Source organism: Mesorhizobium sp. BR1-1-13, from assembly GCF_020165515.1.
In the GTDB taxonomy this organism is placed as follows: Bacteria; Pseudomonadota; Alphaproteobacteria; order Rhizobiales; family Rhizobiaceae; genus Mesorhizobium.
The window spans coordinates 80,803-104,364 of record NZ_JAIUIH010000004.1 but is presented as its reverse complement, the minus strand read 5'-3'; the positions used below and the strand labels follow the sequence as shown (position 1 = coordinate 104,364).

General features: G+C 63.3%; 21 protein-coding genes. 16 read left to right on the top strand and 5 right to left on the bottom strand.

What is annotated here, in order from left to right:
* Positions 1-99 precede the first annotated feature (99 nt).
* Both thrS and LB533_RS11215 read left to right on the top strand, forming a co-directional pair.
* A complete protein-coding gene (thrS, locus tag LB533_RS11220; RefSeq protein WP_224677168.1) occupies positions 100-2,076 on the top strand; it encodes a threonine--tRNA ligase in 1,977 nt (658 codons plus the stop codon).
* A 101-nt stretch (positions 2,077-2,177) separates the two neighbouring features.
* The gene (locus LB533_RS11215; protein WP_140638905.1) at positions 2,178-3,116 is read left to right on the top strand and encodes a lysophospholipid acyltransferase family protein; all 939 of its coding nucleotides are present in this window, start codon (positions 2,178-2,180) and stop codon (positions 3,114-3,116) included.
* Positions 3,117-3,171: 55 nt separating this feature from the next.
* Here the strand turns inward: LB533_RS11215 and LB533_RS11210 are convergent, their stop codons facing one another.
* Positions 3,172-4,131, bottom strand: coding sequence for a hypothetical protein (locus LB533_RS11210; protein ID WP_140638904.1), 960 nt, complete (start codon positions 4,129-4,131; stop codon positions 3,172-3,174).
* A 154-nt stretch (positions 4,132-4,285) separates the two neighbouring features.
* On the opposite strand from LB533_RS11210, the gene LB533_RS11205 reads away from it, so the two are divergent.
* The 3 genes from LB533_RS11205 to LB533_RS11195 all read left to right on the top strand — a co-directional run bounded on the left by LB533_RS11205 (position 4,286) and on the right by LB533_RS11195 (position 6,356).
* Positions 4,286-4,870, top strand: a complete 585-nt coding sequence (locus LB533_RS11205) for a nitroreductase (protein ID WP_140638903.1) — start codon at positions 4,286-4,288, stop codon at positions 4,868-4,870.
* Positions 4,871-5,479 (top strand): flavin reductase family protein, encoded by a 609-nt coding sequence (locus LB533_RS11200; protein ID WP_140638902.1) that lies wholly within the window; start codon positions 4,871-4,873, stop codon positions 5,477-5,479. It abuts the gene before it with no gap.
* Between the two features lie 202 nt (positions 5,480-5,681).
* Entirely contained in the window at positions 5,682-6,356 is a 675-nt protein-coding gene (locus tag LB533_RS11195; RefSeq protein WP_140638901.1) for a methyltransferase family protein, read from the top strand.
* A gap of 3 nt (positions 6,357-6,359) precedes the next feature.
* Here LB533_RS11195 and LB533_RS11190 read toward each other — a convergent pair whose 3' ends face one another.
* Entirely contained in the window at positions 6,360-7,241 is an 882-nt protein-coding gene (locus tag LB533_RS11190) for an HpcH/HpaI aldolase/citrate lyase family protein (protein WP_140638900.1), read from the bottom strand.
* The gene (locus LB533_RS11185) at positions 7,241-7,693 is read right to left on the bottom strand and encodes a MaoC family dehydratase (RefSeq protein ID WP_140551514.1); all 453 of its coding nucleotides are present in this window, start codon (positions 7,691-7,693) and stop codon (positions 7,241-7,243) included. The genes LB533_RS11190 and LB533_RS11185 overlap by 1 nt, the downstream gene beginning before the upstream one ends.
* A gap of 150 nt (positions 7,694-7,843) precedes the next feature.
* Between LB533_RS11185 and LB533_RS11180 the strand changes: the two genes are divergently transcribed.
* Positions 7,844-8,968 carry a DUF2336 domain-containing protein gene (locus tag LB533_RS11180; protein WP_140638899.1) on the top strand — a complete coding sequence of 375 codons (1,125 nt, stop codon included), beginning with the start codon at positions 7,844-7,846 and terminating at the stop codon, positions 8,966-8,968.
* 15 nt (positions 8,969-8,983) lie between these two features.
* On the opposite strand, the gene LB533_RS11175 is transcribed toward LB533_RS11180, so the two are convergent.
* Both LB533_RS11175 and parE read right to left on the bottom strand, forming a co-directional pair.
* Entirely contained in the window at positions 8,984-11,050 is a 2,067-nt protein-coding gene (locus tag LB533_RS11175) for an FUSC family protein (protein WP_140638898.1), read from the bottom strand.
* A gap of 38 nt (positions 11,051-11,088) precedes the next feature.
* A complete protein-coding gene (gene parE / locus LB533_RS11170) occupies positions 11,089-13,149 on the bottom strand; it encodes a DNA topoisomerase IV subunit B (RefSeq protein WP_140638897.1) in 2,061 nt (686 codons plus the stop codon).
* 235 nt (positions 13,150-13,384) lie between these two features.
* On the opposite strand from parE, the gene cpaB reads away from it, so the two are divergent.
* From cpaB to LB533_RS11120, 10 genes are all read left to right on the top strand, one after another.
* Positions 13,385-14,311 (top strand): Flp pilus assembly protein CpaB, encoded by a 927-nt coding sequence (gene cpaB, locus LB533_RS11165; RefSeq protein WP_246674427.1) that lies wholly within the window; start codon positions 13,385-13,387, stop codon positions 14,309-14,311.
* A gap of 62 nt (positions 14,312-14,373) precedes the next feature.
* Positions 14,374-15,813, top strand: coding sequence for a type II and III secretion system protein family protein (locus tag LB533_RS11160; RefSeq protein ID WP_140638896.1), 1,440 nt, complete (start codon positions 14,374-14,376; stop codon positions 15,811-15,813).
* A 4-nt stretch (positions 15,814-15,817) separates the two neighbouring features.
* Positions 15,818-16,087, top strand: a complete 270-nt coding sequence (locus tag LB533_RS11155; protein ID WP_140638895.1) for a hypothetical protein — start codon at positions 15,818-15,820, stop codon at positions 16,085-16,087.
* A 24-nt stretch (positions 16,088-16,111) separates the two neighbouring features.
* Positions 16,112-17,326, top strand: coding sequence for a CpaE family protein (locus LB533_RS11150; protein ID WP_140638894.1), 1,215 nt, complete (start codon positions 16,112-16,114; stop codon positions 17,324-17,326).
* Positions 17,323-18,744 carry a CpaF family protein gene (locus LB533_RS11145; protein WP_140564048.1) on the top strand — a complete coding sequence of 474 codons (1,422 nt, stop codon included), beginning with the start codon at positions 17,323-17,325 and terminating at the stop codon, positions 18,742-18,744. The genes LB533_RS11150 and LB533_RS11145 overlap by 4 nt, the downstream gene beginning before the upstream one ends.
* A gap of 4 nt (positions 18,745-18,748) precedes the next feature.
* Positions 18,749-19,714: a type II secretion system F family protein gene (locus LB533_RS11140; protein ID WP_224677167.1), complete on the top strand. Its 966-nt coding sequence runs from the start codon at positions 18,749-18,751 to the stop codon at positions 19,712-19,714.
* Between the two features lies 1 nt (position 19,715).
* A complete protein-coding gene (locus LB533_RS11135; RefSeq protein WP_140638891.1) occupies positions 19,716-20,678 on the top strand; it encodes a type II secretion system F family protein in 963 nt (320 codons plus the stop codon).
* Positions 20,679-20,729: 51 nt separating this feature from the next.
* Positions 20,730-21,575, top strand: coding sequence for a hypothetical protein (locus tag LB533_RS11130; protein WP_224556630.1), 846 nt, complete (start codon positions 20,730-20,732; stop codon positions 21,573-21,575).
* A 161-nt stretch (positions 21,576-21,736) separates the two neighbouring features.
* Positions 21,737-22,207, top strand: a complete 471-nt coding sequence (locus LB533_RS11125) for a tetratricopeptide repeat protein (protein ID WP_140638890.1) — start codon at positions 21,737-21,739, stop codon at positions 22,205-22,207.
* Positions 22,208-22,381: 174 nt separating this feature from the next.
* Positions 22,382-23,557: a GGDEF domain-containing protein gene (locus tag LB533_RS11120; protein WP_140638889.1), complete on the top strand. Its 1,176-nt coding sequence runs from the start codon at positions 22,382-22,384 to the stop codon at positions 23,555-23,557.
* The last annotated feature ends 5 nt before the right edge of the window (positions 23,558-23,562 follow it).

Here is a 23,562-nt window from a genome sequence, read left to right as displayed (position 1 = left end):
ACGCTTCCGGCTTACCCGCGCATGTCTTGGCCTTCGAACCGCTGACGACCTGCATTTCACCACCCGCGCTCGTTTGCGGGACTGGATAGGAGATACCTGATGCTGAATTCCGTTTCCCTGACATTTCCCGATGGCTCCGTACGCGACTACGACGCGGCGATGACCGGTGCCGGACTTGCCGAATCGATCTCCAAGTCGCTGGCCAAGAAGGCCGTGGCCTATGCCATCGACGGCACCGTGCGCGATCTCTCCGATCCGCTCGGCAAGTCCGGCAAGATCGAGATCATCACCCGCGACGATCCGCGCGCGCTGGAACTCATCCGCCATGATGCGGCACACGTGCTGGCGGAGGCCGTGCAGGAGATATGGCCGGGAACGCAGGTGACCATCGGGCCGGTGATCGAGAACGGATTCTACTACGACTTCGCCCGCAACGAGCCGTTCACCCCGGACGACTTCCCCGTGATCGAGAAGAAGATGCGCGAGATCATTGCGCGCAACAAGCCATTCACCAAAGAGGTCTGGTCGCGCGACAAGGCCAAAAAGGTCTTCGCCGACAAGGGCGAGCGCTACAAGCTGGAACTGATCGATGCCATTCCTGACGATCAGGATCTCAAGATCTATGCGCAAGGTGACTGGTTCGACCTCTGCCGCGGTCCGCACATGGCCTCGACCGGGCAGATCGGCAATGCCTTCAAGCTGATGAAGGTGGCGGGCGCCTATTGGCGCGGAGATTCGAATAACCCGATGCTGACGCGCATCTACGGCACGGCATGGGCTGATCAGGCGCAGCTCGACGCCTACCAGACAATGCTGGAGGAAGCCGAAAAGCGCGACCACCGAAAACTCGGCCGCGAGATGGATCTGTTCCACTTCCAGGAAGAGGGGCCGGGCGTCGTCTTCTGGCATGCCAAAGGCTGGAAGATGTTCCAGAACCTGGTCAACTACATGCGCCGCCGCCTCGACGAGCAGGGCTACCAGGAGGTCAACGCGCCGCAGGTGCTCGACAAGAGCCTGTGGGAAACGTCGGGTCACTGGGGCTGGTATCGCGATGCCATGTTCAAGGTGACGGTCGCCGGCGACGACACTGATGACGACCGCGTGTTCGCGCTGAAGCCGATGAACTGTCCCGGCCATGTGCAGATTTTCAAGCATGGGTTGAAATCCTATCGCGACCTGCCGGTAAAGCTTGCGGAATTCGGAAATGTGCATCGCTACGAGCCATCGGGTGCGCTGCACGGGCTGATGCGGGTGCGCGGCTTCACGCAGGATGACGCGCATATTTTCTGCACCGAGGAGCAGCTGGCGTCGGAGTGCCTGCGTATCAACGATCTGATTCTGTCGACCTACGCTGATTTCGGCTTCGACGAAATCAGCGTGAAGCTGTCGACCCGGCCAGACAAGCGCGTCGGCACAGACGAGGCCTGGGATCACGCCGAAGCGATCATGAGCGGCGTGCTGGAGACGATCAGGACGCGATCGGGCAACCGCATCAAGACCTCGATCAATCCTGGCGAGGGCGCCTTCTACGGGCCGAAGTTCGAATATGTGCTGAAGGATGCCATCGGCCGCGAATGGCAATGCGGCACCACGCAGGTCGACTTCAACCTGCCGGAGCGTTTCGGCGCCTTCTACATCGGCTCGGATTCCGAGAAGAAACAGCCTGTTATGGTGCACCGTGCCATCTGCGGCTCGATGGAGCGCTTCCTCGGCATCCTGATCGAGAACTATTCCGGCCATTTCCCGCTGTGGTTCGCGCCGCTGCAGGTGGTGGTGGCGACGATCACTTCGGACGCCGATGGCTATGCGAACGAAGTGGTGGCGAAGCTGAAAGCCGCGGGCTTGTCCGCCGAGGCGGATCTGCGCAACGAGAAGATCAACTACAAGGTCCGCGAGCACTCGCTGGCCAAGGTTCCGGTCATTCTTGTCTGCGGCAAGCGCGAGGCGGAGGAGCAGACGGTCAACATGCGCCGGCTCGGATCGCGCGACCAGGAGTCGCTGGGTCTCGCCCAAGCGGTCGCGCAACTGACCGAAGAAGCGATCACGCCCGATCGCCGGCGCAAACGCGCGACCTGATCCGGTAGTATTTCAAGCGAAATGGCGGTGGAGCAGTCCACCGCCATTTCACATCTCGCCGTTTTCACATCCTTGTCACGGCAGTCTTGTAACAAGCCCTCATGCTCAAGCTGAAATTGCGCGAAAAACCTTTTCCCGAGCTTTCCTATGCCAATCCACGACAGCCGGTGCTGACGCGGTGGGTCATCCATTCCATCGAGGGCCTGTCCGGACGCGACCGCTTTGCAGCGCTTTATGATTTTTGGCGCCGCCAGGTGATCCCGACCGGCGAGCGCGTGTTCAGTCGCATGCTCGAATTGATCGACGTGCGGGTACGAACCCCCGACCAATGGCCCCCGAAGAACCTGCCCGACACGCCGCTGGTGATCGTCGCCAATCATCCCTTCGGCATCGGCGACGGCATTGCCGCGCTGTCGCTGGCCGAGCAGCTTGGGCGGCCGTTCCGGGTCATGATCCACAAGGATCTGCTCAAGATCAGCGAGATGGAGCCCTACTCGCTGCCGATCGACTTTTCCGAGACCAAGGACGCTCTGAAGAACAACATGGCGGTGCGTCATGAGGCTGTGCGGCTCCTGAAAGAACGTGTCACCATCGTGGTATTTCCGGCCGGCGGCGTCGCCACCGCGCCGAAAGGTTTTGGCCAGGCACGCGACCTGCCATGGAAGATGTTTCCGGCGCGTCTGGTGCAGGATGCCAAGGCTTCCGTAGTGCCGATGCATTTCTCCGGCCAGAACGGCAGGCTGTTCCATCTGGTCAGCGGTCCCATGAACATGGCCGAGCGCGACGGACGCGTGGCGAAGTTCGTCGGCAAGGCATCGCTGACGCTGCGCATTTCGTTGCTTATCCACGAGTTCGCCCGGCTTTCCGGCAAGTCGATCGACGTGCGTGTCGGCGATGTGCTGAGCTGGAACGAACTGGAGCCCGTGCGCGACCGCAAGGCGCTGCTCGAGCGTCTCTATAAAGGCGTCTTCGATCTGGCGCCGCCGGTGCCTCGCCGCCGGATTCCATTCCTGCCGGCACGGGCCAAGCTGGCGGCCTAGGTCCATTTCGTCGACGATCCGAAGGAAACCGCCTCAGGCTTACCCGGGGTTTTGACTAATCCGCGCCTTCTTCCGGATCCATCGCGGCGGCTTCCGTCGCGAGAACCTCGATTTCCTGGTTCTGTCCGGCCACGACAGTGAAATCCTTCTGGTAGATCCGGTCGCGGTTCTTGGCGATGATCGTGTAATCGCCTTCGGCCAGAACCATGGAGGCGAAGGCGCCGACGGTTTCCTTGATCGGATCGCCCGATTCATTGAGCAGCGACCATGATGTGTCGGCGATCGCTTCGCCGCCCGCTTCACGCACCAGCTTCAAGGTAATCTCGGCGGCGTGATGCTCGACGGTGGCTTCGGTCAGCTTGCCGGCCTCGACGCGGATGTCGGAGCGGATAACGGCATTGACCGCGCCATAGGTCGAGACCACGTGGTAGATACCGGCATTGAGACGCACGACGCTGTTGGGCTCGACGTCGGGAATGATCAGCGCGCGATCGCCATTGGGTTCGGCATTGCCCTCATAGATCGAGAAGCGCAGCTTCTTTGGTGGAATGCGCGCCCCTCCGGAAAGGACGGCATCGAGCTTCAGCCCGCCGGCATCGAGCACGAGGCTCTCGCGCTTGGCGTCCTTGCCGACGGTGATGCGCTTGGTGGCGCCGGCCCGGCCGTAGGAAGCGTGAACCAGATAGCTGCCGGGTTCGAGCTGGAAGACCGCCGTGCCGCCATGGGCGGAAGCCACCATCGGCAATTTGCCGTTGACGGCCTCCGGCTTGAAGACGCGCCAGACGATGCCGCGAGTGATATCGCCTCCCTTGTCGGTCAACTGCGCGGACAAGGTGATGGCGCCGCCGCCCAGCGCCAGCGATGTCTCGCCTTTCGGCGTCGCGTAGTTCGAAATTCCGGGAAGCTTCAGGTCGCTGACGCCATCCACATTCTGTGCCACGGCAAAGGAAACCGGCGCCATGAGCAGCAGGGTGCAGACCCAGATCAGGAAAAGACGCAAAGTCCCCTCAAACATGCCTTGCGTTGAAGCCCATGGCGGTGGCAATTTCAAGGCTTAAGAGTCCGACCGATACGACTCTCCAGCCTGGCGCGCCCGCGTCGATGCCCGAGCCGCCCCGCATCCCCATGGCGCGCTTCAGCTCAAAATCGAACTTAGGAGACTTGCGCCCATGGCGTCCCCGATCATCGACTTCCTGCTGACCCGCAATTCAGCGCCGATACCGGAGTTGAAGGAGCCTGCGCCCGGCCACGCCGAGATCGCCACGATGATCGCCGCCGCCACGCGCGTGCCCGATCATGGCCGGCTCGAGCCCTGGCGCTTCATTCTTTATCGCGGCGATGCCCGCATCGAGATCGGCAGGAAGCTGGCGGCCCTTGCCGAACAGCGGGAGGGACCTTTACCGGATGGCCGCCGCAACCAGGAGCTGGCGCGCTTCTCGCGCGCGCCGCTGGTGATCGGCGTCGTGTCGGTGCCGAAGGAAAATCCGAAAATCCCGCAATGGGAGATGTTCCTGTCCGGCGGCATGGCGGCGATGAACCTGATGATTGCCGCCAACGCACTGGGCTATGGCACCAACATGATCAGCAACTGGTATTCGGACGTGCCGGAGGGCAGGGCGATCCTGGGGCTGGCGCCGCAGGAGCGCGTCATCGGCTTCGTCCATATCGGCTCCTATGGCGGCCCGGCGCCGGAGCGGCCGCGCCCCGATCCGGCAAAGCTTTATGCGGACTATGCCGGGCCCTGGGCGGGCTAAGTGTTCTACGAGCCGTCAAAGGGGCACGGACTGCCGCACGATCCGTCGAAGGCGATCGTGGCGCCGCGCCCGATCGGCTGGATCTCGACCCTGAACGGGGCTGGCGAGATCAACCTCGCGCCCTATTCCTTCTTTAATGCCGTTTCGACAAGGCCCTTCATCGTCTGGTTTTCCTCCGAGGGCGAGAAGGACAGCGCCTCCTTCGCCCAGGAGACCGGCGAGTTCGTCGCCAATCTGGTCGGCCGCGATCTCGCCGAGAAGATGAACCGGACGTCGGTCGCCGCGCCGCGCGGCGTCAACGAGTTCGTCTATGCCGATCTCGCCATGGCGCCGTCGCGTCTTGTCGCGCCGCCGCGCGTGGCGGCCGCACCCGCCGCACTCGAATGCAAGGTGACCGAAGTGTTCCGGCCAAAGGCTTTGGACGGAACGCCGACCAGCGCCGTCGTCGTGGCCGGCGAAGTGATCGGCGTGCATATTGACGATGCCTACCTGAAGGACGGCCTGTTCGATATCAGCAAAGCCGGCAATGTCGCTCGCCTCGGCTACATGGACTATGCCAGCGTCAACGAGGTGTTTTCGATGCGCCGGCCGCGTTGGGGCAAGGATTAGCCCGCAAGGGGCGCCCAGTCACTGTGCTTTCCTGACGGCGAGCCGTCATCACGACGCGCCTGAGCTTGATGACGCGGCATGACGAAACCTTCTGCACACCAGGACCGTTTCGTCCAGGCGCGTGATGGGCGAGAGCCCGCTGAGCGTCGGCGGTACTCTGTTGCTGGTAGATGCCTGCGGCAAATATTGTGGAAGGTTGGTCATGGTCTCGAGATTGATTCTCCAGACGTTCCTGTGGTTCGGCGCCATGGGCGCGCTGCTTTTCCTGACAGCGGGCACGCTGACCTGGCCGGGAGCCTGGGTGTATCTGGCGGTGATGGTCGGGCTAAGCCTGACCCTTGGCGTGACGCTGGCCCGGCGCGATCCCGGCCTGATGAACGAACGGCTGAGCTCTCCCATCCAGGAGGACCAGACCGCGGCCGACAAGGTTCTGTTGAGCATGCTCCTGCTCGGCATCTTTGCCTGGCTGGCCTTCACGGGTTTCGATCACCGCTTCGGCTGGTCCGCGGTTCCGGTCTGGGTACAACTGATCGGTGCGCTCGTCCTGCTGGTCGGACTATGGATCAGCTATCTGACGATGCTGGAGAACAGCTTCGCGGCGCCGGTCGTGAAAATCCAGGCCGAACGCGGCCAGCAAGTGATCACAACGGGTCCCTATAGCTATGTGCGCCACCCCATGTATGCCGGCGCCATCCTCTTCTTTGCCGGCACGGCTCTCCTGCTTGGCTCCTGGTGGGGGCTGGCACTGGTGGTCGTGTTCATCGTTCTCCTGGCCATCCGCACATTCATCGAGGAGAAGACGCTTCGCACCGGCCTGCGCGGCTATGACGACTATGCGGCCCATGTCCGCTACCGCCTGATCCCGCTGGTCTGGTAGCGGTCAGGCGGAGATTCCGGCTGCCCGGGCGCGTGCCAGAAGCCGCTCGGCCAGCCGCAGATGCGGCCGGTCATACATCTTGCCGTCAATGCCGACGACGCCGGGATTTCCCGCCGCCTGGAACGCCGCGACAATTGCCGCCGACTGTTGCACCGCTTCCACCGAGGGCGTGAAGGCGGCGTTTATGACCGGCACCTGATCAGGGTGGATCGCCATCTTGCCGGTGAAGCCGTCACGTTCGGCCTCCCTGCATTCGGCCTGGAAGGCCGCCATGTCGCGGAAATTCGGGAAGACGGTGTCGATCGCCGCGACTTCCGCCGCGCCCGCTGCGAGGATGGTCATCAGGCGAGCGTGGCGAAACACGTCGGTATAGCGACCATGCTGGTCGCGGCTGGTGCGCGCGCCGATCGCCGCCGACAGGTCTTCCGCGCCCCAAGTCAGCCCGGCAAGCCGCGCGCTTGCCCCGGCGTAGCTCGCCGCTGCCAGCACGGCCGCCGGTGTTTCGGTGATGATCGGCAGAATTTTTGTCGCGCCGTCGGCCAGGCCGTTCTCCGCTTCGCTCAGCCTGAGCTTTGCCGAGAGGTGCTGGACATCCTGGCCGCCAGCCGATTTGGGCAGCATGACGCCGTCGGGCTTTGCCGGGATGAGCGCCGCAAGGTCGTCGTCCGTCAGTCCGGTCGACAGGTCGTTGACCCTGACGTAGATCGCCGATCTTGTTTGCGCCCGGTGGTTGACGATGAAGCGCGCCGCGATCTTTCGCGCCGATGCCTTGCTGTGGGGCGCCACCGAATCCTCGAGGTCGACAATGACCACGTCGGCGCCGGCGCCAAAGCCTTTCTCCAGCTTCCTCTCGGAATCGCCTGGGACGAACAGCAGCGAACGCATCAGGCTGCCTTCTTCAGCATCATGGCCTGTCTCGTGCATTTGGCGACGAGGTCGCCGTTCTGGTTATAGGCCCGATGTTCGAACTCGACGATGCCGCGATCGGGCTTCGACCTGGATTCACGCACCGAGACGACAGTGGTCTCGACGCGAATGGTGTCGCCATGGAAGACCGGATGCGGAAACACCGTTTCCTTCATGCCGAGATTGGCGACCGTCGTACCGACGGTGATGTCGTTGACCGAAATGCCGATCATCAGGCCGAGCGTGAACAGCGAGTTGACAAGCGGCTTGCCCCATTCGCTCCTGGCGGCGAAATCGAAGTCGATATGCAGCGGCTGCGGGTTCAGGGTCATCACCGAGAACAGCATGTTGTCGCTCTCGGTGACGGTCTTGCGCAGCGTGTGCTGGAAGACATGGCCGACGACGAACTCCTCGAGATAAAGCCCAGCCATTTTCGGTCTCCTCCGCTGCTGACGGTTGATAGGCGCTGTATCCAGCGCTCGCAAGCCAGTTAACGAACATGGTGAACGCTTCATAAACCAATTCGGCCTAACGTCCGGCACGGGGTCGGAAACCTTCCGGCAAGGGCGTAAGCAGGCGGTATGATTGTTGTCTCGCATTTCCTGAAATGGATCTACACGGCCAGGGTATCGGAGCGCGCCGCGGCGGCAAGCGCGCTCGCCCGCGCCTATGTCGACGCGGAATTGCCGTTCGAGGATCGCTGCGCCGCAGAGGCGGCGCTGACCTTGCTGCTCGACGACGCATCGTCGAAGGTACGGCTGGCGGTGGCCGAGGCGCTGTCCATGAGCCATCACGCACCGCCCCAGATCATCAGCGCGCTTGCTTCCGACCAGCCGGAAGTCGCCGGCGTCGTGCTGACGCGATCGCCACTGCTTACCGACGCAGACCTGATCAATCGCGTGGCTTCAGGTGCGAAGGCGACGCAAAAACTGATCGCCGATCGGCCAGTGGTCTCGATGGCGCTGTCGGCGGCTATCGCAGAGATCGGCGAGGCGGAGGCCTGCGCCGTGCTTTTGGCCAACAGCGGCGCCGATATCGCTTCGTTGAGTTTCCGCCGCATGGCCGAGCGCCACGGCCATCTGCCGCTGGTGCGCGAGGCGCTTATATCGGATGCACGCCTGCCTGCCGACTGCCGGCACATGCTGCTCGTCAAACTCGGTGAGATGCTCAAGACCTCGCCGCTGGTCATGGCCTTGATGGGAGCCGCCCGGGCCGACCGCGTCATGCGCGACGCCTGCGTTAAGGCCTGCGTGACGCTGATCGAGGGCACGCGCCAGGAAGAACATGCGGCGTTGATCGAGCATCTCAGGCTACGCGGCGATCTCACCGCGAGCTTCCTCATCCGCACCATCGCACATGGCAAGGTCGACTTCTTCGGCTCGGCGCTGGTCGCGCTCAGCCAGCAGTCCGCCCAAAGAGTGAGGGCACTGCTGGCCGGCGGACACGACGTGGCCTTGCAGGCGCTGTTCCGCAGTGCCGGCCTGGCTGCCGCCACGCACGCGGTCATCTTGCGCGCGCTGAAAATCTGGCGGGAAGTGGCCAATGGCAAGCGTGTTGCCGGCGTCCAGGAGGTCAGCTGGCTGATGCTGAAGGAACTCGGCGGGGAAGCCACTCAGGGCGAGCTCGCCGGGCTGGTCCGCTCGATCCATCTCGACGCACTGCGCGAAAACGCGCGCGGACACGCGCTGGCTATCGCCGCCGCATAGGATCGGCGAACGGGCCTAGCTTCGCTGCCGGGCGAAGAATTCAGGAAAATCCTCCATGGCCGCAGCGATGATGCGCAGCGATGCCGCGATCTGGAGCATGTCGCCGGCGCCGTTGCGCTGAGCGATGCCCGCCGCATATTGCCGGGCGACGGCGACGGTCGATGTCTGCGGATCGCCGGGCTGGCGAAAAAGCAGTTCGCGCGCCAATCCCTTGAGGAAGTTGGCAATCGAAAGCGCGGTTTCGGACGGGATCGCGGAGCTTTGCCCGGCAGCGCGCAGCCGCAGGATCTCCAGACCGACGGTGACGGCGGCGACACTGCCGCCCAGAACCGCTTCACCCTTCCTGCCGCTGGTCTGCACCAGCGGCATCAGCTGGTTGATGCGGTCATAGGCGAGGCTCTCGAAGGCTGAACGCCGCGGCACGCGCTCGTGCAGGCAAAGCCGCGCCAGATCCTCGCGCATGGCCCGCACGATGCGGTGCGCTGCGAGCCATGGGTCGGCGGGCAGCACGACGATGAAGACGCCGATTGCCAAAAGGATGCCGACCAGGATCGAGGCCGAGCCGGCGAAGAACGGGCCGGGATCGTAGGTCATCGCCTGGTGCGGGCTGAGGAAAGCAAGAAAATTGATGGCGAAGGCCGTCGCCACGCCGACATAGCGGGGATTGGCCATGGCGAGCGCCGCCGGCACCAGGATCGGTACGACGAACAGCATGAACCAGCCGAAACCAGGAAAAACGGGAAGCGCGATCTCGCCGACGAGAAAGGCAAAGGGCAGGGCCAACAGTGTTCCCTCGAAGAAGCCCCAGGCTACCCGCACCGGATCGGGGCGGGCGGCAAACAAGCTCGACACGACGGCAACCAGAATGACCGTGCCGGCGGCTTCCGACCATCTCGTCGTCAGCCAGAAAGCGGCGACCAGCAGCGTTGCAAGTGCCGCGCGGACCGCGTTGCGGCTCGCCCCGTGATAGTCGCGATGCACCACCAGCGCCGGGGGCCTGCGTTCGCGTGAAGGCCGCGTAACGGGCGCACGCAAGGCATCGAGACCGCGCAGCGCCTGCTTCAGCGCTTCGGCGAAATCGGCGGCGATGGTGAGCCGGGTGACGGTGCCGACCCTGTCGCCGTCCTGGTCGGCCAAGGCGCCGGGCATTTGCGTCGCTTTGGCGCCGATCGCGTCGAGCCGTGCCAGCCAGGGCGCCGTGTCGTCGAGTGCGCCCGGCGTCGCTGCCAATTCAGTGACGAGGGCTTGCAGCTCCGAGCGCATCGGAATGAGCGCCGCGTTCTTCGGTGCGGCGTGTGAATGCAGCGCGCGGGCCGCGGACAGGGCTGAAAGCAGTTGTCCAATGGTGCGCCGGACCGGATGGGCGCGCGGCGCGAAGCTCGGGGCCTCCAGCCTGGCATAGGCGCGCATCTCGGCGAGCGTCTGGGTGTCGGCGACCAGCTTCCGATGCAGGCCGGAAAGCATTGCCGTGTCGCCGCCGGAAAAGGCGCCGCCGGCATAGGTGGCAAGGTCGAGAATGCAGCGCTTCAGCCGCGAGATGATGGCCTCGCTGGCCAATTTGGGCAGGATCAGCCGGCTGGTCAGGCCGGCGCAGAGAATGCCGAGCACGATCTCGGCACAGCGCGCGACCGCGAGGTCGACAACGAGATGCGGCTGGCCAAACGCCGGCAGGCTGATGATCATGGCGGTGTAGCCGGCCAGCGCCGCCCCGTAGGCTTCCGGGTTGCGCAGCAGCGACGACACGAAGGTGCAAATGCCGATCCATAGGGCAAGCACCGTCACCAGCACCCAGGGATTCGTGCCGAAGACAGTGGTGATGGCAATTGCGGCAACACCGCCCGCCAGCGTGCCGAGCAACCGATAAAAGCCTTTCGCCAACACCATGCCTGCGACCGGCTGGGCAACGATGAACACCGTCATCATCGCCCATTGCGGGTGATCGAGCTTGAGGGCGTAGGCGACCATAAGCGCGATCAGGCCGGCCGAGACCGTACGCAAGGCGAAGACCCAGTCCGACCGGGTCGGCTGCGTCAGCCCGGCAAGACCCGCTTCGAAATAGCCTTTCAGCCGTTGCCAGCTCACACGCGCGTCTCCGCAAGCCTTGATCGGCCGGCCTGCGCTCAGATATCCAGCACTTCCGTTTCCGCGAATTCGGCGCGTTCCTGAATGAACCGGAAACGAGCCTCCGGCTTGGTGCCCATCAGCGCATCGACCGCGTCCTTGGTAGCGGCCTCGGCATCGATCACATCGACGCGGAGCAGCGTACGCTTCCTCGGATCCATGGTTGTCTCCTTGAGCTGCGCGGCCATCATTTCGCCCAGGCCCTTGAAGCGACCGATCTCGACCTTGCCGCGCCCGGTGAACTCGGTGCGCAGCAATTCGTCCTTGTGCGCGTCGTCACGCGCATAGGCGACCTTGCCGCCCTGCCGGATCGAGTAGAGCGGCGGCACCGCCAGATAGAGATGTCCGCCGCGAACCAGATTCGGCATCTCCTGGTAGAAGAAGGTGATCAGCAGCGAGGCGATGTGAGCGCCGTCGACGTCGGCGTCGGTCATGATGATGACGCGGTCGTAGCGAAGATCCTCGTCGCGGTATTTCGACCGCGTGCCGCAACCAAGCGCCTGGATCAGGTCGGAAATCTGCTGGTTGGCGGCCAGCTTGTCGTTGCCGGCACTGGCGACGTTGAGAATCTTGCCGCGCAACGGCAGCACCGCCTGGCTGGCGCGGTCGCGCGCCTGCTTGGCAGAGCCGCCGGCCGAATCGCCTTCGACGATGAAGAGTTCGGCGCCGGCGGCCGCATTCTGCGTGCAATCGGCAAGCTTGCCCGGCAGGCGCAGCTTGCGCACCGCGCTCTTGCGCGACACTTCCTTTTCCTGGCGGCGTCGTACCCGCTCGTCGGCGCGCGCGATCACCCATTCGAGCAGCTTCGAGGCTTCCTGCGGATTGTCGGCCAGCCAATGGTCGAACGGGTCGCGGATCGCCGTCTCGACGATGCGCATCGCCTCGATGGTCGCCAGCCTGTCCTTGGTCTGGCCGACGAATTCAGGCTCGCGTATGAACACCGACAGCATGCCCGCCGCCGAGATCATGACGTCTTCCGACGTGACGATCGAGGCGCGCTTGTTGCCGACGAGGTCGGCATAGGCGCGCAGGCCGCGCGTCAAGACGTTGCGGAAGCCGGCCTCGTGGGTGCCGCCTTCGCCGGTCGGGATGGTGTTGCAGTAGGAGTTGATGAAGCCGTCACCGCCGAACCAGGTCACTGCCCATTCCAGCGAGCCATGGCCGCCTTGCCTGTCGCTCTTGCCGGCGAAGATTTCGCGCGTCACCTGGAATTCGTCGCCGAGCGACGCTTTCAGATAGTCCTTGAGGCCGCCGGGAAAATGGAATTCAGCCTTGGCCGGAGTGGTGTCCTTTTCCTTGATCAGCGAGGGATCGCAGGTCCAGCGGATTTCGACGCCGCCGAAGAGATAGGCCTTCGAGCGCGTCATGCGGTAGAGCCGCGCCGGCTCGAACGCGGCGCCCTTGCCGAAGATCTGCTCGTCGGGGTGGAAACGGGTCCTGGTGCCGCGCCGGTTGTGAACTTCGCCAAGATGCTCGAGGCCGCTGACCGGAATGCCGCGCGAGAAGCGCTGCCGGTAAAGTTGCCGTCCGCGCGCGACTTCGACTTCGAGATGATCCGACAGCGCGTTGACCACGGAGACGCCGACGCCGTGCAGGCCGCCCGAGGTTTCATAGACCTTGCTATCGAACTTACCGCCCGAATGCAGCGTCGTCATGATCACTTCGAGCGCCGGCTTCTTGAATTTCGGATGCGGATCGACGGGAATGCCGCGGCCATTGTCGGTCACGGTGAGAAAGCCGTCAGCCGAAAGCTCGACATCGATGAATGTGGCATGGCCGGCAACTGCCTCGTCCATCGAGTTGTCGATGACCTCGGCGAACAGATGGTGCATGGCCTTGTCGTCGGTGCCGCCAATATACATGCCCGGACGGCGCCGCACCGGCTCCAGGCCTTCGAGCACCTCGATATCGGCGGCGCTGTAGCCCTCTGAGCCATCACGAGACGCGGCCGCCGGACGCTTGGCTGCCGCCTGCACCAGCGGATCGGCCGGACGCGCCGGTGTGCGAACCGGTTGCGGCTGCTTCTCCAGATTGCCGAAAAGATCGTTGTTGTCGTCCATGCCTGCCATAGAGCCCAAGCTGCGAATCACCCGCTGATACTGCCACGCTTTTCAGCGCCAAGCGACGGAGGTTCCTGTTACGTTCGGGGATTAACCCCCTCTTATCCTAAAACCATTCGATAACCAAGCCGGCGGAAATCGGGCGGATAGCCAGCGAGAAGATTCCTGATTCTTTAACAATGCCGCCTAGCGTGAGCCAACATAACAAGAAACTACGGGCATCAGGGGTTTGGGCGTGAGGGGCAAGGCCATAACGATGATCGGCATCGCCGCCGTTTTCGGCGCGATTTCGATCTTTGCCGCCGATTTCTGGGTCAAGCGCCAGGCCAGGGCCGACGCCGAGGAGAAAACCGCGTCGATCACCGCTCCGGCCGCACCCAGGGTTGAATTCAAGACAATCGTGGTGGCGAATGCACCGTTGCGGTACGGGATGGATCTCGACCGCGCGAAACTCAACGAAATCCCGTGGCCGCAGGATTCGCTGCCGCAGGGCGCCTTCGCCACCATCGATGGACTGCTCGGGGACGGCAGCCGCGTGGTGCTGTCGCCGATCGAAGTCAACGAACCGGTGCTGCTGACCAAGCTGTCCGGCCCGAATGGCCGCGCCACGCTCTCCAACATGCTGACGCCCGGGATGCGGGCGGTCACCATCCGCACCGACGAGATCGCGGGCGTCGGCGGCTTCGTCACGCCAGGCGATCGGGTCGATGTCGTGCTGACGCGCGATGCCGGCGAAATCCAGGAAGTGGCCAAGAATGCGCAAGGCGCCGCCGGCTCGACCATCACCTCCGAGATCGTCGTTGCCGACGCGAAGGTGCTGAGCGTCGGGCAGGGCGCCGACGAGCGCCAAACGACCCCGCAGGTGGCCAATTCCATAACCATCGAGGTGACCACCGAAGGCGCGCAGAAAGTGGCGCTGGCCCGCACGGTCGGCACGCTGTCGCTGTCGCTTCGCTCCGCCAGCGAAGGTGGCGACGGCAAGAACGGTGTCACCACCATCTCCTCCTTTGGCGGATCGGTGGCGGGCAAGGCGCAAGCCGCAGCCGGCTCGCTGTTCGACGCCATGGCAAAGGAGCCGGAGCAGCCGAAATTCAAGACGGTCATCGTGACACGTGGAACGACGGCCGAGGAATATCAGGTTCCTGCGCGGGACCAGAAATAGGAATATCAGGTTCCTGAGTGGGACCAGAGCAGGACCGGTGGGGACCGGACGGGACGGGAACAATGTTCAGGCAACTTCAATATCGAGTGGCAGGCCGGTTGCACGTCGCGCGGGCCGTGGCGATGGCGGTGACGATGGCGGCGGCCGGCATCTTCGCCGGCCCGGCCAGGGCGGACAATGACATCGTCTATGTCTCGGCGACCAAGAACGCCTCGATCAAGGTCGCCAAGGGCAAGCCCAAGACGATCATGACCAGTGCTGCCTTCTACCAGATCGTCATCGGCGATCCGGAGATCGCCAACGTCAACCCGCTGACCGACAAATCCTTCTATGTGCTGGGCAACAATCTCGGCACCACCGGCATCGCCCTGTTCAACGAGAACAAGCAGCTCGTCGGCACCGTAGACATCGAAGTGACGCTCGATACCGACCAGTTGGCCGACACCATCCGCGCCAGCGTGCCGGACGCCAAAATCAAGGTCGGCTCCGCCAATGGCCGTGTCGTGCTGTCGGGCGAGGCGGATGACGCGGTCGCCGCCGAAAAGGCAAACAAGATCGCCACCCGCTTCTCCGGCAATGAGGAGGTGATCAATTCGGTCAACATCTCGTCCTCGCAGCAGGTCCAGCTCAATGTCCGCTTCGTCGAGATCAACCGTCAGGCCGGACAGGACCTCGGCGCCAAATACAGCGCCAATTTCGCTTATGGCATGGGCGGACGCGACGTTACGATTGCTCCCGGCACCATTGAGCCGGCGGGGACCGGCGAGATCATCGGCAGGCTTCTGTCGAACGGCGTTTCCATCGACATCGCCATCAAGGCACTGGAAGAGCGTGGCCTGGCTCGTCGGCTGGCCGAGCCGAACCTGATCGCCCGGTCCGGCGAGACGGCGAGCTTCCTGGCCGGCGGCGAGTTTCCGATCCCGGTTTCCGAAGACAACGGCAAGATTTCCGTCAGCTACAAGAAGTACGGCGTCAGCCTGGATTTCACGCCCACGGTTCTGAAGGACGGGCTGGTCAGCCTCGATATCGCGCCGGAAGTCTCCTCGATCGACGCGTCGGCTTCCTACAATATCGGCAGCATCTCGGTGCCCGGCTTCATCGTGCGCCGCGCCAGGACGTCGGTCGACCTAAAGAACGGCCAGAGCTTCATGATCGCGGGGCTGCTGCAGTCGCAGAACGACATCACCACCTCGCGCATACCGGGCCTCGGCAAGATGCCTGTGCTCGGGCCCCTGTTCTCGTCGAAATCCTACCAGCGGCGAGAGACGGACCTGGTGATCATCGTCACGCCTTACCTGGTCAAGCCGGTGGATCCATCGAAGAAAATGGCCGAGCCGACCGATGGCACGCAGCCTGCCAGCAATGTCGATTATTTCCTCAACAATACCGAGGAGGTGAGGGCGTCGGACACCAATCGCGCGCTGGCGCTGGCTGATGGCAGCGCCGCGCGTGCCGCTCCCGCCACCAAAGTCGGGCATTTTCTCGACCTGCCGAAGGACTGAAGCCATGCGTATGGTCTTGAGCTCGAGCGTCGCCTTGCTGCTTGCCGGCTTCACCGCCGGCTGCACGAGCGACGACTATATGCGCAGCGAAGGCGTGACGAGCGGCGTCGGGGAAGCCCAGGCCGCCAACACCGTCATGCAGATGGTCGATCCCTGGAAATACGGCGTCCAGAACACCAGGCTTCTCGTGCCTGCCCAGCGCGGCAGCACGGAACCCGCCACCGCCGAGCAGGCGGCCAGCGCCAAGGCATCGCAAGCAAGCGCCGACAATTGATCCGGGATCACAGGCTGAGAAGAAATGGCAAACGGCATCAAGACCAGGAAAATCCTGCTCATATCGACGGACAGAACCTTCGTGCAGGACACGCGGACGGCATTTGCCGCCTCGGAGATCATCCAGCTCTCGACGGTGGAAAAGAACATCACCGAACTTCGCGGCGAGGTCCAGGAGGCCGATCTCGGCGCGATCATCGTCGATATGGATGCGGCGAAGCTTGAGGAGATCGATGCGCTGCAACGCGTTATGCGTCGTCTGGAAGGCAAGGCGCCGGTCGTAGTCGTCACCCAGGAGTTCAACGCCGCCGCCGCGCGCATCCTCGTGCAGCTCAAGGTCGCGGATTTCCTGGTCAAGCCGATCACCACGGCCGATCTCGTACGTTCGGTGGTGCGTGCGCTGCAGGGGCCGGGGCGCGAGGAAAACACCGAGTCGCAAATCTACACCTTCATGCCCGCGGCAGGCGGCGTCGGCACCACCACGCTGGCTTTGCAGACCGCGTTCCAACTGCATCATTCAGTGACGCGCGGCGCCTCGACCTGCGTGGTCGACCTCAATTTCCAGCAGGGCGCCTGCGCCGAATATCTCGACCTGGAGCCGCGTTTCGACATCACCGAAATCGAGAACCAGCCGGAGCGTCTCGACAGGCAATTGCTCGACGTGATGCTGTCGAAGCATGCCAGCGGACTTTGTGTTCTGGCCGCACCGACGCAGCCGGCGGAGATGCGCTCGTTCAAGACCGATGTCGTGGTGCGGATGCTGGACCTCGTCTCGGCCTATTTCGACAATGTCGTCATCGACATGCCTCGCACCTGGTTTCCGTGGACGGAGACGGTGCTGCTCGGCTCAAACAAGCTCTACATCGTCGCCGAAATGACGGTGCCGTGCCTGCGCCACACGCAACGGCTGATCCAGGCGGTCTACGAGACCGCGGGCAAGGAAGTGAAGCCGAACGTCATCGTCAACCGTTTCGAGCAGAAGATGTTCGACAGCGGCATCAAGCAGGCGGATGTCCAGGAAATCCTCGGCGAGCATTTCGTCGGCGGCATCGCCAACAATTACCGGCTGGTGCGCGAGGCTGTCGATCGCGGCGTGCCGCTGCACGAGATCGATGCCAATGCCAACGTCGTCAACGACCTGAAGAAGATCATCCTTCCGGATGAAGTGGCGACGGCGCCGGGCAAATCGAAATCGCTGTTCGGCTTCGGCAAGAGCCTTTTGAAGAGGAAGGCCGGATGAGCAGCCGCTTTTCCACCTTGCAGAACCGCGATGCGCGTCCGCAGCGCTCCGCCGAGCCGACGGCGGTTGCGCACCACGCGGTCGTCATCCCGACGAGCCGGAAGGTCTTGCCGGCGAAAGTCGAAGCCGTGCCGGGCAAGAGCGCCAACAAGGTGCTCGATGCGCGCGTGCGCATCCACCGGTTGCTGCTCGAAGAGATCAATCTTGTCGCGCTGGAGCGGCTGCCCAGGGACGAGATGCGCCGGCAGGTGCATGATTTCGTGTCGGAAAAGACGCGCGAAGAGCGGATGGCGATCAACACCGTCGAACTCGATGCCCTGGTCGACGACATCGTCGACGAGATGGTCGGGCTCGGCCCGCTCGAGCCGCTGCTCAAGGACCCCGATATCAACGACATACTGATCAACGGCCATCAGAACTGCTTCGTCGAAAAGAAGGGCAAGCTGCAGCAGGTCCACATCCCGTTCAAGGATGAGGCGCATCTGCTTAGAATCATAAACAAAATCGTTGCCGCAGTCGGCCGCCGCGTCGACGAATCGCAGCCGATGGTCGACGCCCGCATGCTGGATGGCTCGCGTTTCAACGCCGCCATCCGTCCGGTGGCGGTCGACGGGCCGCTGGTGTCGATCCGCAAATTTTCCAAGAACAAGCTCGGCCTGCACCGGCTGGTCGAATTCGGCGCCATCACCCAGAACATGGCCGAAGTGCTTGCTGCGGCAGTGCATGCCCGCAAGACGACGATCATTTCGGGCGGCACCGGCACCGGCAAGACGACCATGCTCAACGCCCTGTCGGCCTTCATTCCCGAGGACGAGCGGCTGATCACCATAGAGGACGCGGCGGAGCTTCAGTTGCAGCAGCCGCATGTCGCGCGCATGGAAACCCGGCCGGCCAACATCGAAGGCCATGGCGAACTCAAGCAACGCGATCTTGTCAAAAACGCGCTGCGCATGCGGCCCGATCGCGTCATCCTCGGCGAGTGCCGCGGCGAGGAGGCCTTCGATATGCTTCAGGCCATGAACACCGGCCACGAAGGATCGATGGCCACCATTCACGCCAACACGCCGCGCGATGCCATTTCGCGGCTCGAGCAGATGCTGGGCATGACCGGCATGCCGATGACGGTGCAGTCGATCCGCAGCCAGATCGCCAGCGCCATCGACATCATCGTCCAGTTGACCCGGCTCTCCGACGGCAAGCGCAAGGTGACGAGCGTCGCCGAGGTGACGGGCATGGAAGGCGACGTCATCCAGATGCAGGAGATCTTCCGCTTCGTGCGCACCGGCATGGACGCCGATGGCACAATCCTCGGCCATTTCGAAGCGACCGGGATCCGGCCGCGCTTCCTGGAGGACCTGCGCGCCATGGGCATCGAGTTTCCCGGGCGCTATTTCGAACCCGGCCGGCCGCAGGAGTAACCCGGTGTTGGATGGGTTCAGCGCGATCTATGTCGTCTATGCCGGGGCTGCATTGACCGGCATCATGATCGCCGAGGCCGTTTACCTGCTCTATGCCGGCCGCAGCGACAGGCGCACTGCCATCAACCGGCGCATGAAGCTGCAGGAAAACAAGATCAGCCAGGAACAGGTGCTGATCCAATTGCGTAAGGAGCGTGGTCTCGATGCGGGCACGTCGCTGTTCTCGCCTGACCGTTTTCGCGCGCTGCGCGCCCAGTCGGGCATGATCATGCCGCTGTCGAAGTTCCTGATGATCACTTCGGGGCTGGCGCTGGCGGCGGCCCTTGTCGCCATCTGGTATGGCTTGCCGCTGCTGATGGGCGCCATTCTGTTTGTCGTGCTGGTGCCGGTGCTGCCGGTGATGGCGATGCGCTCCATGCGCAAGCGCAGGCTGAAGCGGTTCGGCATGCAGTTGCCGGAAGCGCTGGAACTGATCACGCGCGGCCTCAAGGCCGGCCATCCGGTGCCGGTGGCCATCGCCATGGGGTCGCGCGAAATGCCCGACCCGATCGGCACCGAGTTCGGCGTGATTGCCGATGAGGTGACTTTTGGTTCGGATCTGGTTTCGGCGCTGAATTCGCTGTTCGACAGGGTCGGCCATGAGGATCTGCCGCTGTTCGTCACCGCCGTGTCGATCCAGACGAGTTCTGGCGGCAATCTCCGCGAAATCCTCGACGGGCTGTCGACGACGATCCGCGAGCGCGGCAAGCTGCGCCGCAAGGTGCGCGCCATTTCAACCGAAGGCCGCCTGTCGGCCTATATCCTGACGGCCGTGCCGGCGCTGCTGTTCACGACCATCATGGCATTCATGCCGGGATATTACAGCGACGTCTGGGGCGTGCCGAAGACGTGGTACATGGTTGGTGGCTCGGTCACCTGGCTGATGCTGGGCAATCTGATCATGTTCAAAATGTCGAACTTCAAATTCTGACATGCAGAAGGTCGTCGAATTCCTCGCCTCGCTCGCGCCGACCTCGCTGATGCCGGTGGCTGTCCTGCTGCTGGCCGTGGGCGCTGCCGCTTTTGCCTGGCCGATGGTGGTGGCAAAGGGCGATCGCAACGAAGTCAGGCGCAGGCTCAAGGTCGATGAGAGTCCAGTGGCCGCCAGGCCGGAACCGGCCCAGAAGAAGAATACCGGTGTCGTTCGCGAGAAGGCGGTGAAGAAGGCGCAGGAATTCTACGCCAAAAGCGATCCCGAAAATGTCGCCCGCCTGCGCTTGAAACTCATCCAGGCGGGCTACATGGAGCCGCGCGCCGTCGGGATGTTCTTCCTCATCCGTTTCACGGCGATGGTGGGCATCGCGCTCGCCGTCTTCGTGCTCAACCGCTGGATGGCCAGCCCCGACGCCACGATGGCCAGCCGCTGGGCCTTCGTCGTGCTGTCGGGCGTGGCCGGCTATTTCCTGCCTGGGCTGGTGCTGACCCAGAAGATACGGGAAAAGATGCGCGAATACCGCAACGGCTTCCCCGATTTCATGGACCTGATGATCGTCTGTTCGGATGCCGGCATGAGCATGGAAGCGGGCGTCGAGCGCGTTTCGAAGGAACTCGCCAGGACCTATCCGTCGCTCAGCCAGAACCTGCAGCTCGTGTCGCTGGAGCTGCGGGCCGGGCGCAGCCTCGACGATGCGCTGAAGGCGCTCGCCGACCGCCTGAGCCTGGACGAGGTGCGTTCCTTCGCCACGCTGCTGCAACAGTCCAAGGAGCTTGGCACCAGCCTGTCGGGGGCGCTGCGCGTCTTTTCCGACGAGATGCGCCACAAGCGCATGTCGCTGGCCGAGGAAAAGGCGCATGCCTTGCCTGCCAAGATGTCGGTGCCGGTCGTGGTTTGCATCCTGCCGGTGGTGCTGATGATCGCGGTCATTCCGATCATCGTCAAAATGACCGGCCATTAGGATTTGCTGATATTCAGTGAGGGCCGCCTGAGCGATCTGCAAAGTCCGCAAATGAGTGAGAAGTCCATGCGAATGCTGTCGCGCGCCCTCGTCCTCGTCCTTGCCGCGGCCAGTCTGTCGCCTGCCTGGGCTGAGGCCGATGATTGCGGCGATGCCGCCGCCCTGGTGCAGCAGGCCTATCCCAGGGCCCGCAAGAGCGCTGACGGTGCTTCGTTCACGCTCGAACCCCACACCAGCATTGCTCTGACGTCTGCATATGGCGACCCGCCGGGGCTGGTCTGCAAGATCTGGCCCGCCCATGACGACCTGCTATTGGTCGCCGTGCCGCTGATGGACACTTCCCAACCCAGCGGCTACGCGCATGCCGGCGATATCGAGCTTCTGGTCATCGACCGGAAGAGCCGGCAGGTGCGCCAGCGCCTGCTGCAGCCCGGGCTGATGGATGATGATGCCATCGCCATCCGCAAGGTCGAACTCGATACCGGCCGGTATGCGCTGGCGCCCGATGTCTCCGCCTTCGGCCTGCGGATCGAAATGGCGAACAATTCGCTGCCTAACCCTTTCAGTGAAACCGACCTGCGGCTCTATGCCGTCGACGGCGATGCCCTGCGGATGGTGCTCGATGGCCTGGTCGTGGCCGGCAATGGCGGCGAGGGCGATACCAATTGCGCCGGATCCTTCCATACCAGTCAGGTGAGCCTGGCGATGAGCCCGGCCAAACATCATGGCTACCACGACATCGCGGTGGTCGAACGAATGGATACCGACAATCCGTTGCCCGACAGCAATGGCGAGTGCCAGTCCTACCCCGGCAAGTCCGTGAGCCAAACCTACCGGCTGCGCTATGACGGCAGCCGGTATACGGTTCCGGCGAGGCTCAAGGCCCTGGAACCGTGAGAACGCCGCTGGCCGTGATTGAGGCGTTGCGGCCTGGTGGTTAACAACTGGTGTACCCGAGGCCTAATTTTGGCGGCGTTTCGGCACCCAAGTTTAATTGCTCTGGTATAGTGTGTTTTCTGAAGAACGGCCCGGCGAAAACCGGGCGATGGGGCAGGGGCATGCGTCACAGTAATTTAACGGCAATGGCCGCGATGGCGGCCGTCTTGATGATGTCTGGTTGTACGACGAGTGGCGTCGACACCACCAAAACCACCGCCATTCAACCGGCCGCGAAGAACGTCAGCACATCCGATCTGGCGGAAGGCAAGGCGCAGTTTCGCGACGCGAATTACGGTCTTGCCGAACAGCATTTCCGCAAGGCCGTCGAGTTGAAGGCCGACAATGCGGAAGCCTGGATGGGGCTCGCCGCTTCTTATGACGAACTCGGCCGCTTCGATTTTGCCGATCGTGCCTACGACCAATTGCTCAGGGTCGCCGGGCGCAAACCGCAGATCGTCAACAATATGGGCTATTCGCAATTGCTGCGCGGCAACAGGAAAAAGGCAAGGGCGCTGCTGCTCGAAGCCAAGGCCGGCATGGCCGACCCCACGGTCGTCGATGCCAATCTTGCCCTCCTGAACAAGGGCTGACGGCTGTTCGGCGGCCATGATCGTCGCGAGGACGATTTTGGGACACCCGGCGTCGACGCTTTGTAAACCCTATCCGAAGTCTCGGCCGAAAGGTCGGCTGAAAAACATGTCCGATGGCTGTCGCTGACCTAGAATGCAGCACCAAGGCCGACGCTCAGGGAACCCCCGCCCAATATGCTGGATTTCAGTTCGCTCCTGCTCGCAGCCGCGCTGTCGGGCATCTGCCTCAGCATCACCATGTTCGCGATCTGGTTCGCCGCGCCCCGGGCCAGCTTCGTGCTGACGGTGGGGTGCGGCATTCTCGTGCTCGTTGTGCATGTCATCCTGTTCTGGCGATACACGAAGGAGCCTGATCCGCTGCTTTGCCAGATCGCGCTGGCGCTGCTCAGCCTCGGTTTCCTGGTCATCTGCCTGTCGGCCATGCAGTATCTCGGCGTGCCGGATTACCGGCGTGCCATTTTGCCGACATTGGCCGCCATGACGGTCTGCGCGGCGGTGACTTCCCTCGGTCTCGACGGGGTAGGCTTCATCGTTACCTACGCAACTGTGACTGTGCTGCTCTCGGCGATCGGAACCATGTTCTGGCTCAACGGCAGTCACGATCGCAAAATCCTGCTGGTGGTTTCGTTCCTGGGCGGCACCTGTGCAGTGTCGTTTGCGCTTTGCGCGGTCGTCCTGATAGCCAAGGGGCAATGGACGCTCGGGGCAGCCCCCGATAATTGGGCCGAACGCCTGAACTCGGTCGTGGCTGTGGCCTGCATGACCGGCCTCGGCGCATTGACGCTTTCCCTGCATCACCTGCAGGCGCAGATCGAGCTGAAGGCCGAGACGATGACCGATCCGTTGACCGGGCTGATGAACCGCCGGGGATTGATGTCGCTCCATGGCGAACGGACCTTCGGTCCTTTCATGGCGGTCGTCATGTTCGACCTCGATCATTTCAAGAGGACGAACGACATCTATGGTCACCCGGTTGGGGATCAGGTTCTGTGCCGGTTCGCCGCAGTCATCAGAAAATACGCCAGAACGGGCGTCGACGCCTTTCGTCTCGGCGGCGAGGAATTCGCGATCGTCATGTCCCGGGTGACCGAAGAGAGGGCTTACGAGATCGCAAGCAAGATCGGCGTCGCCTTCGGCACCGAGATCGTCGCCACCCCTCGCGGTCCATTGCGCAGCACCGTCAGCGGAGGCATCGGCTTTGGCGGCGCCAACGGCAACAGCCTCGGCGAGGTGCTGGCCGAGGCGGACGCAGCGCTCTATGCCGCCAAGCGCGCGGGCCGCAATTGCGTCGTCAGCCACAAAAGGATGGGCAAGGCCGAGCCGATCAAGCCGGCCTTGCGCTCAGCATAATTTGC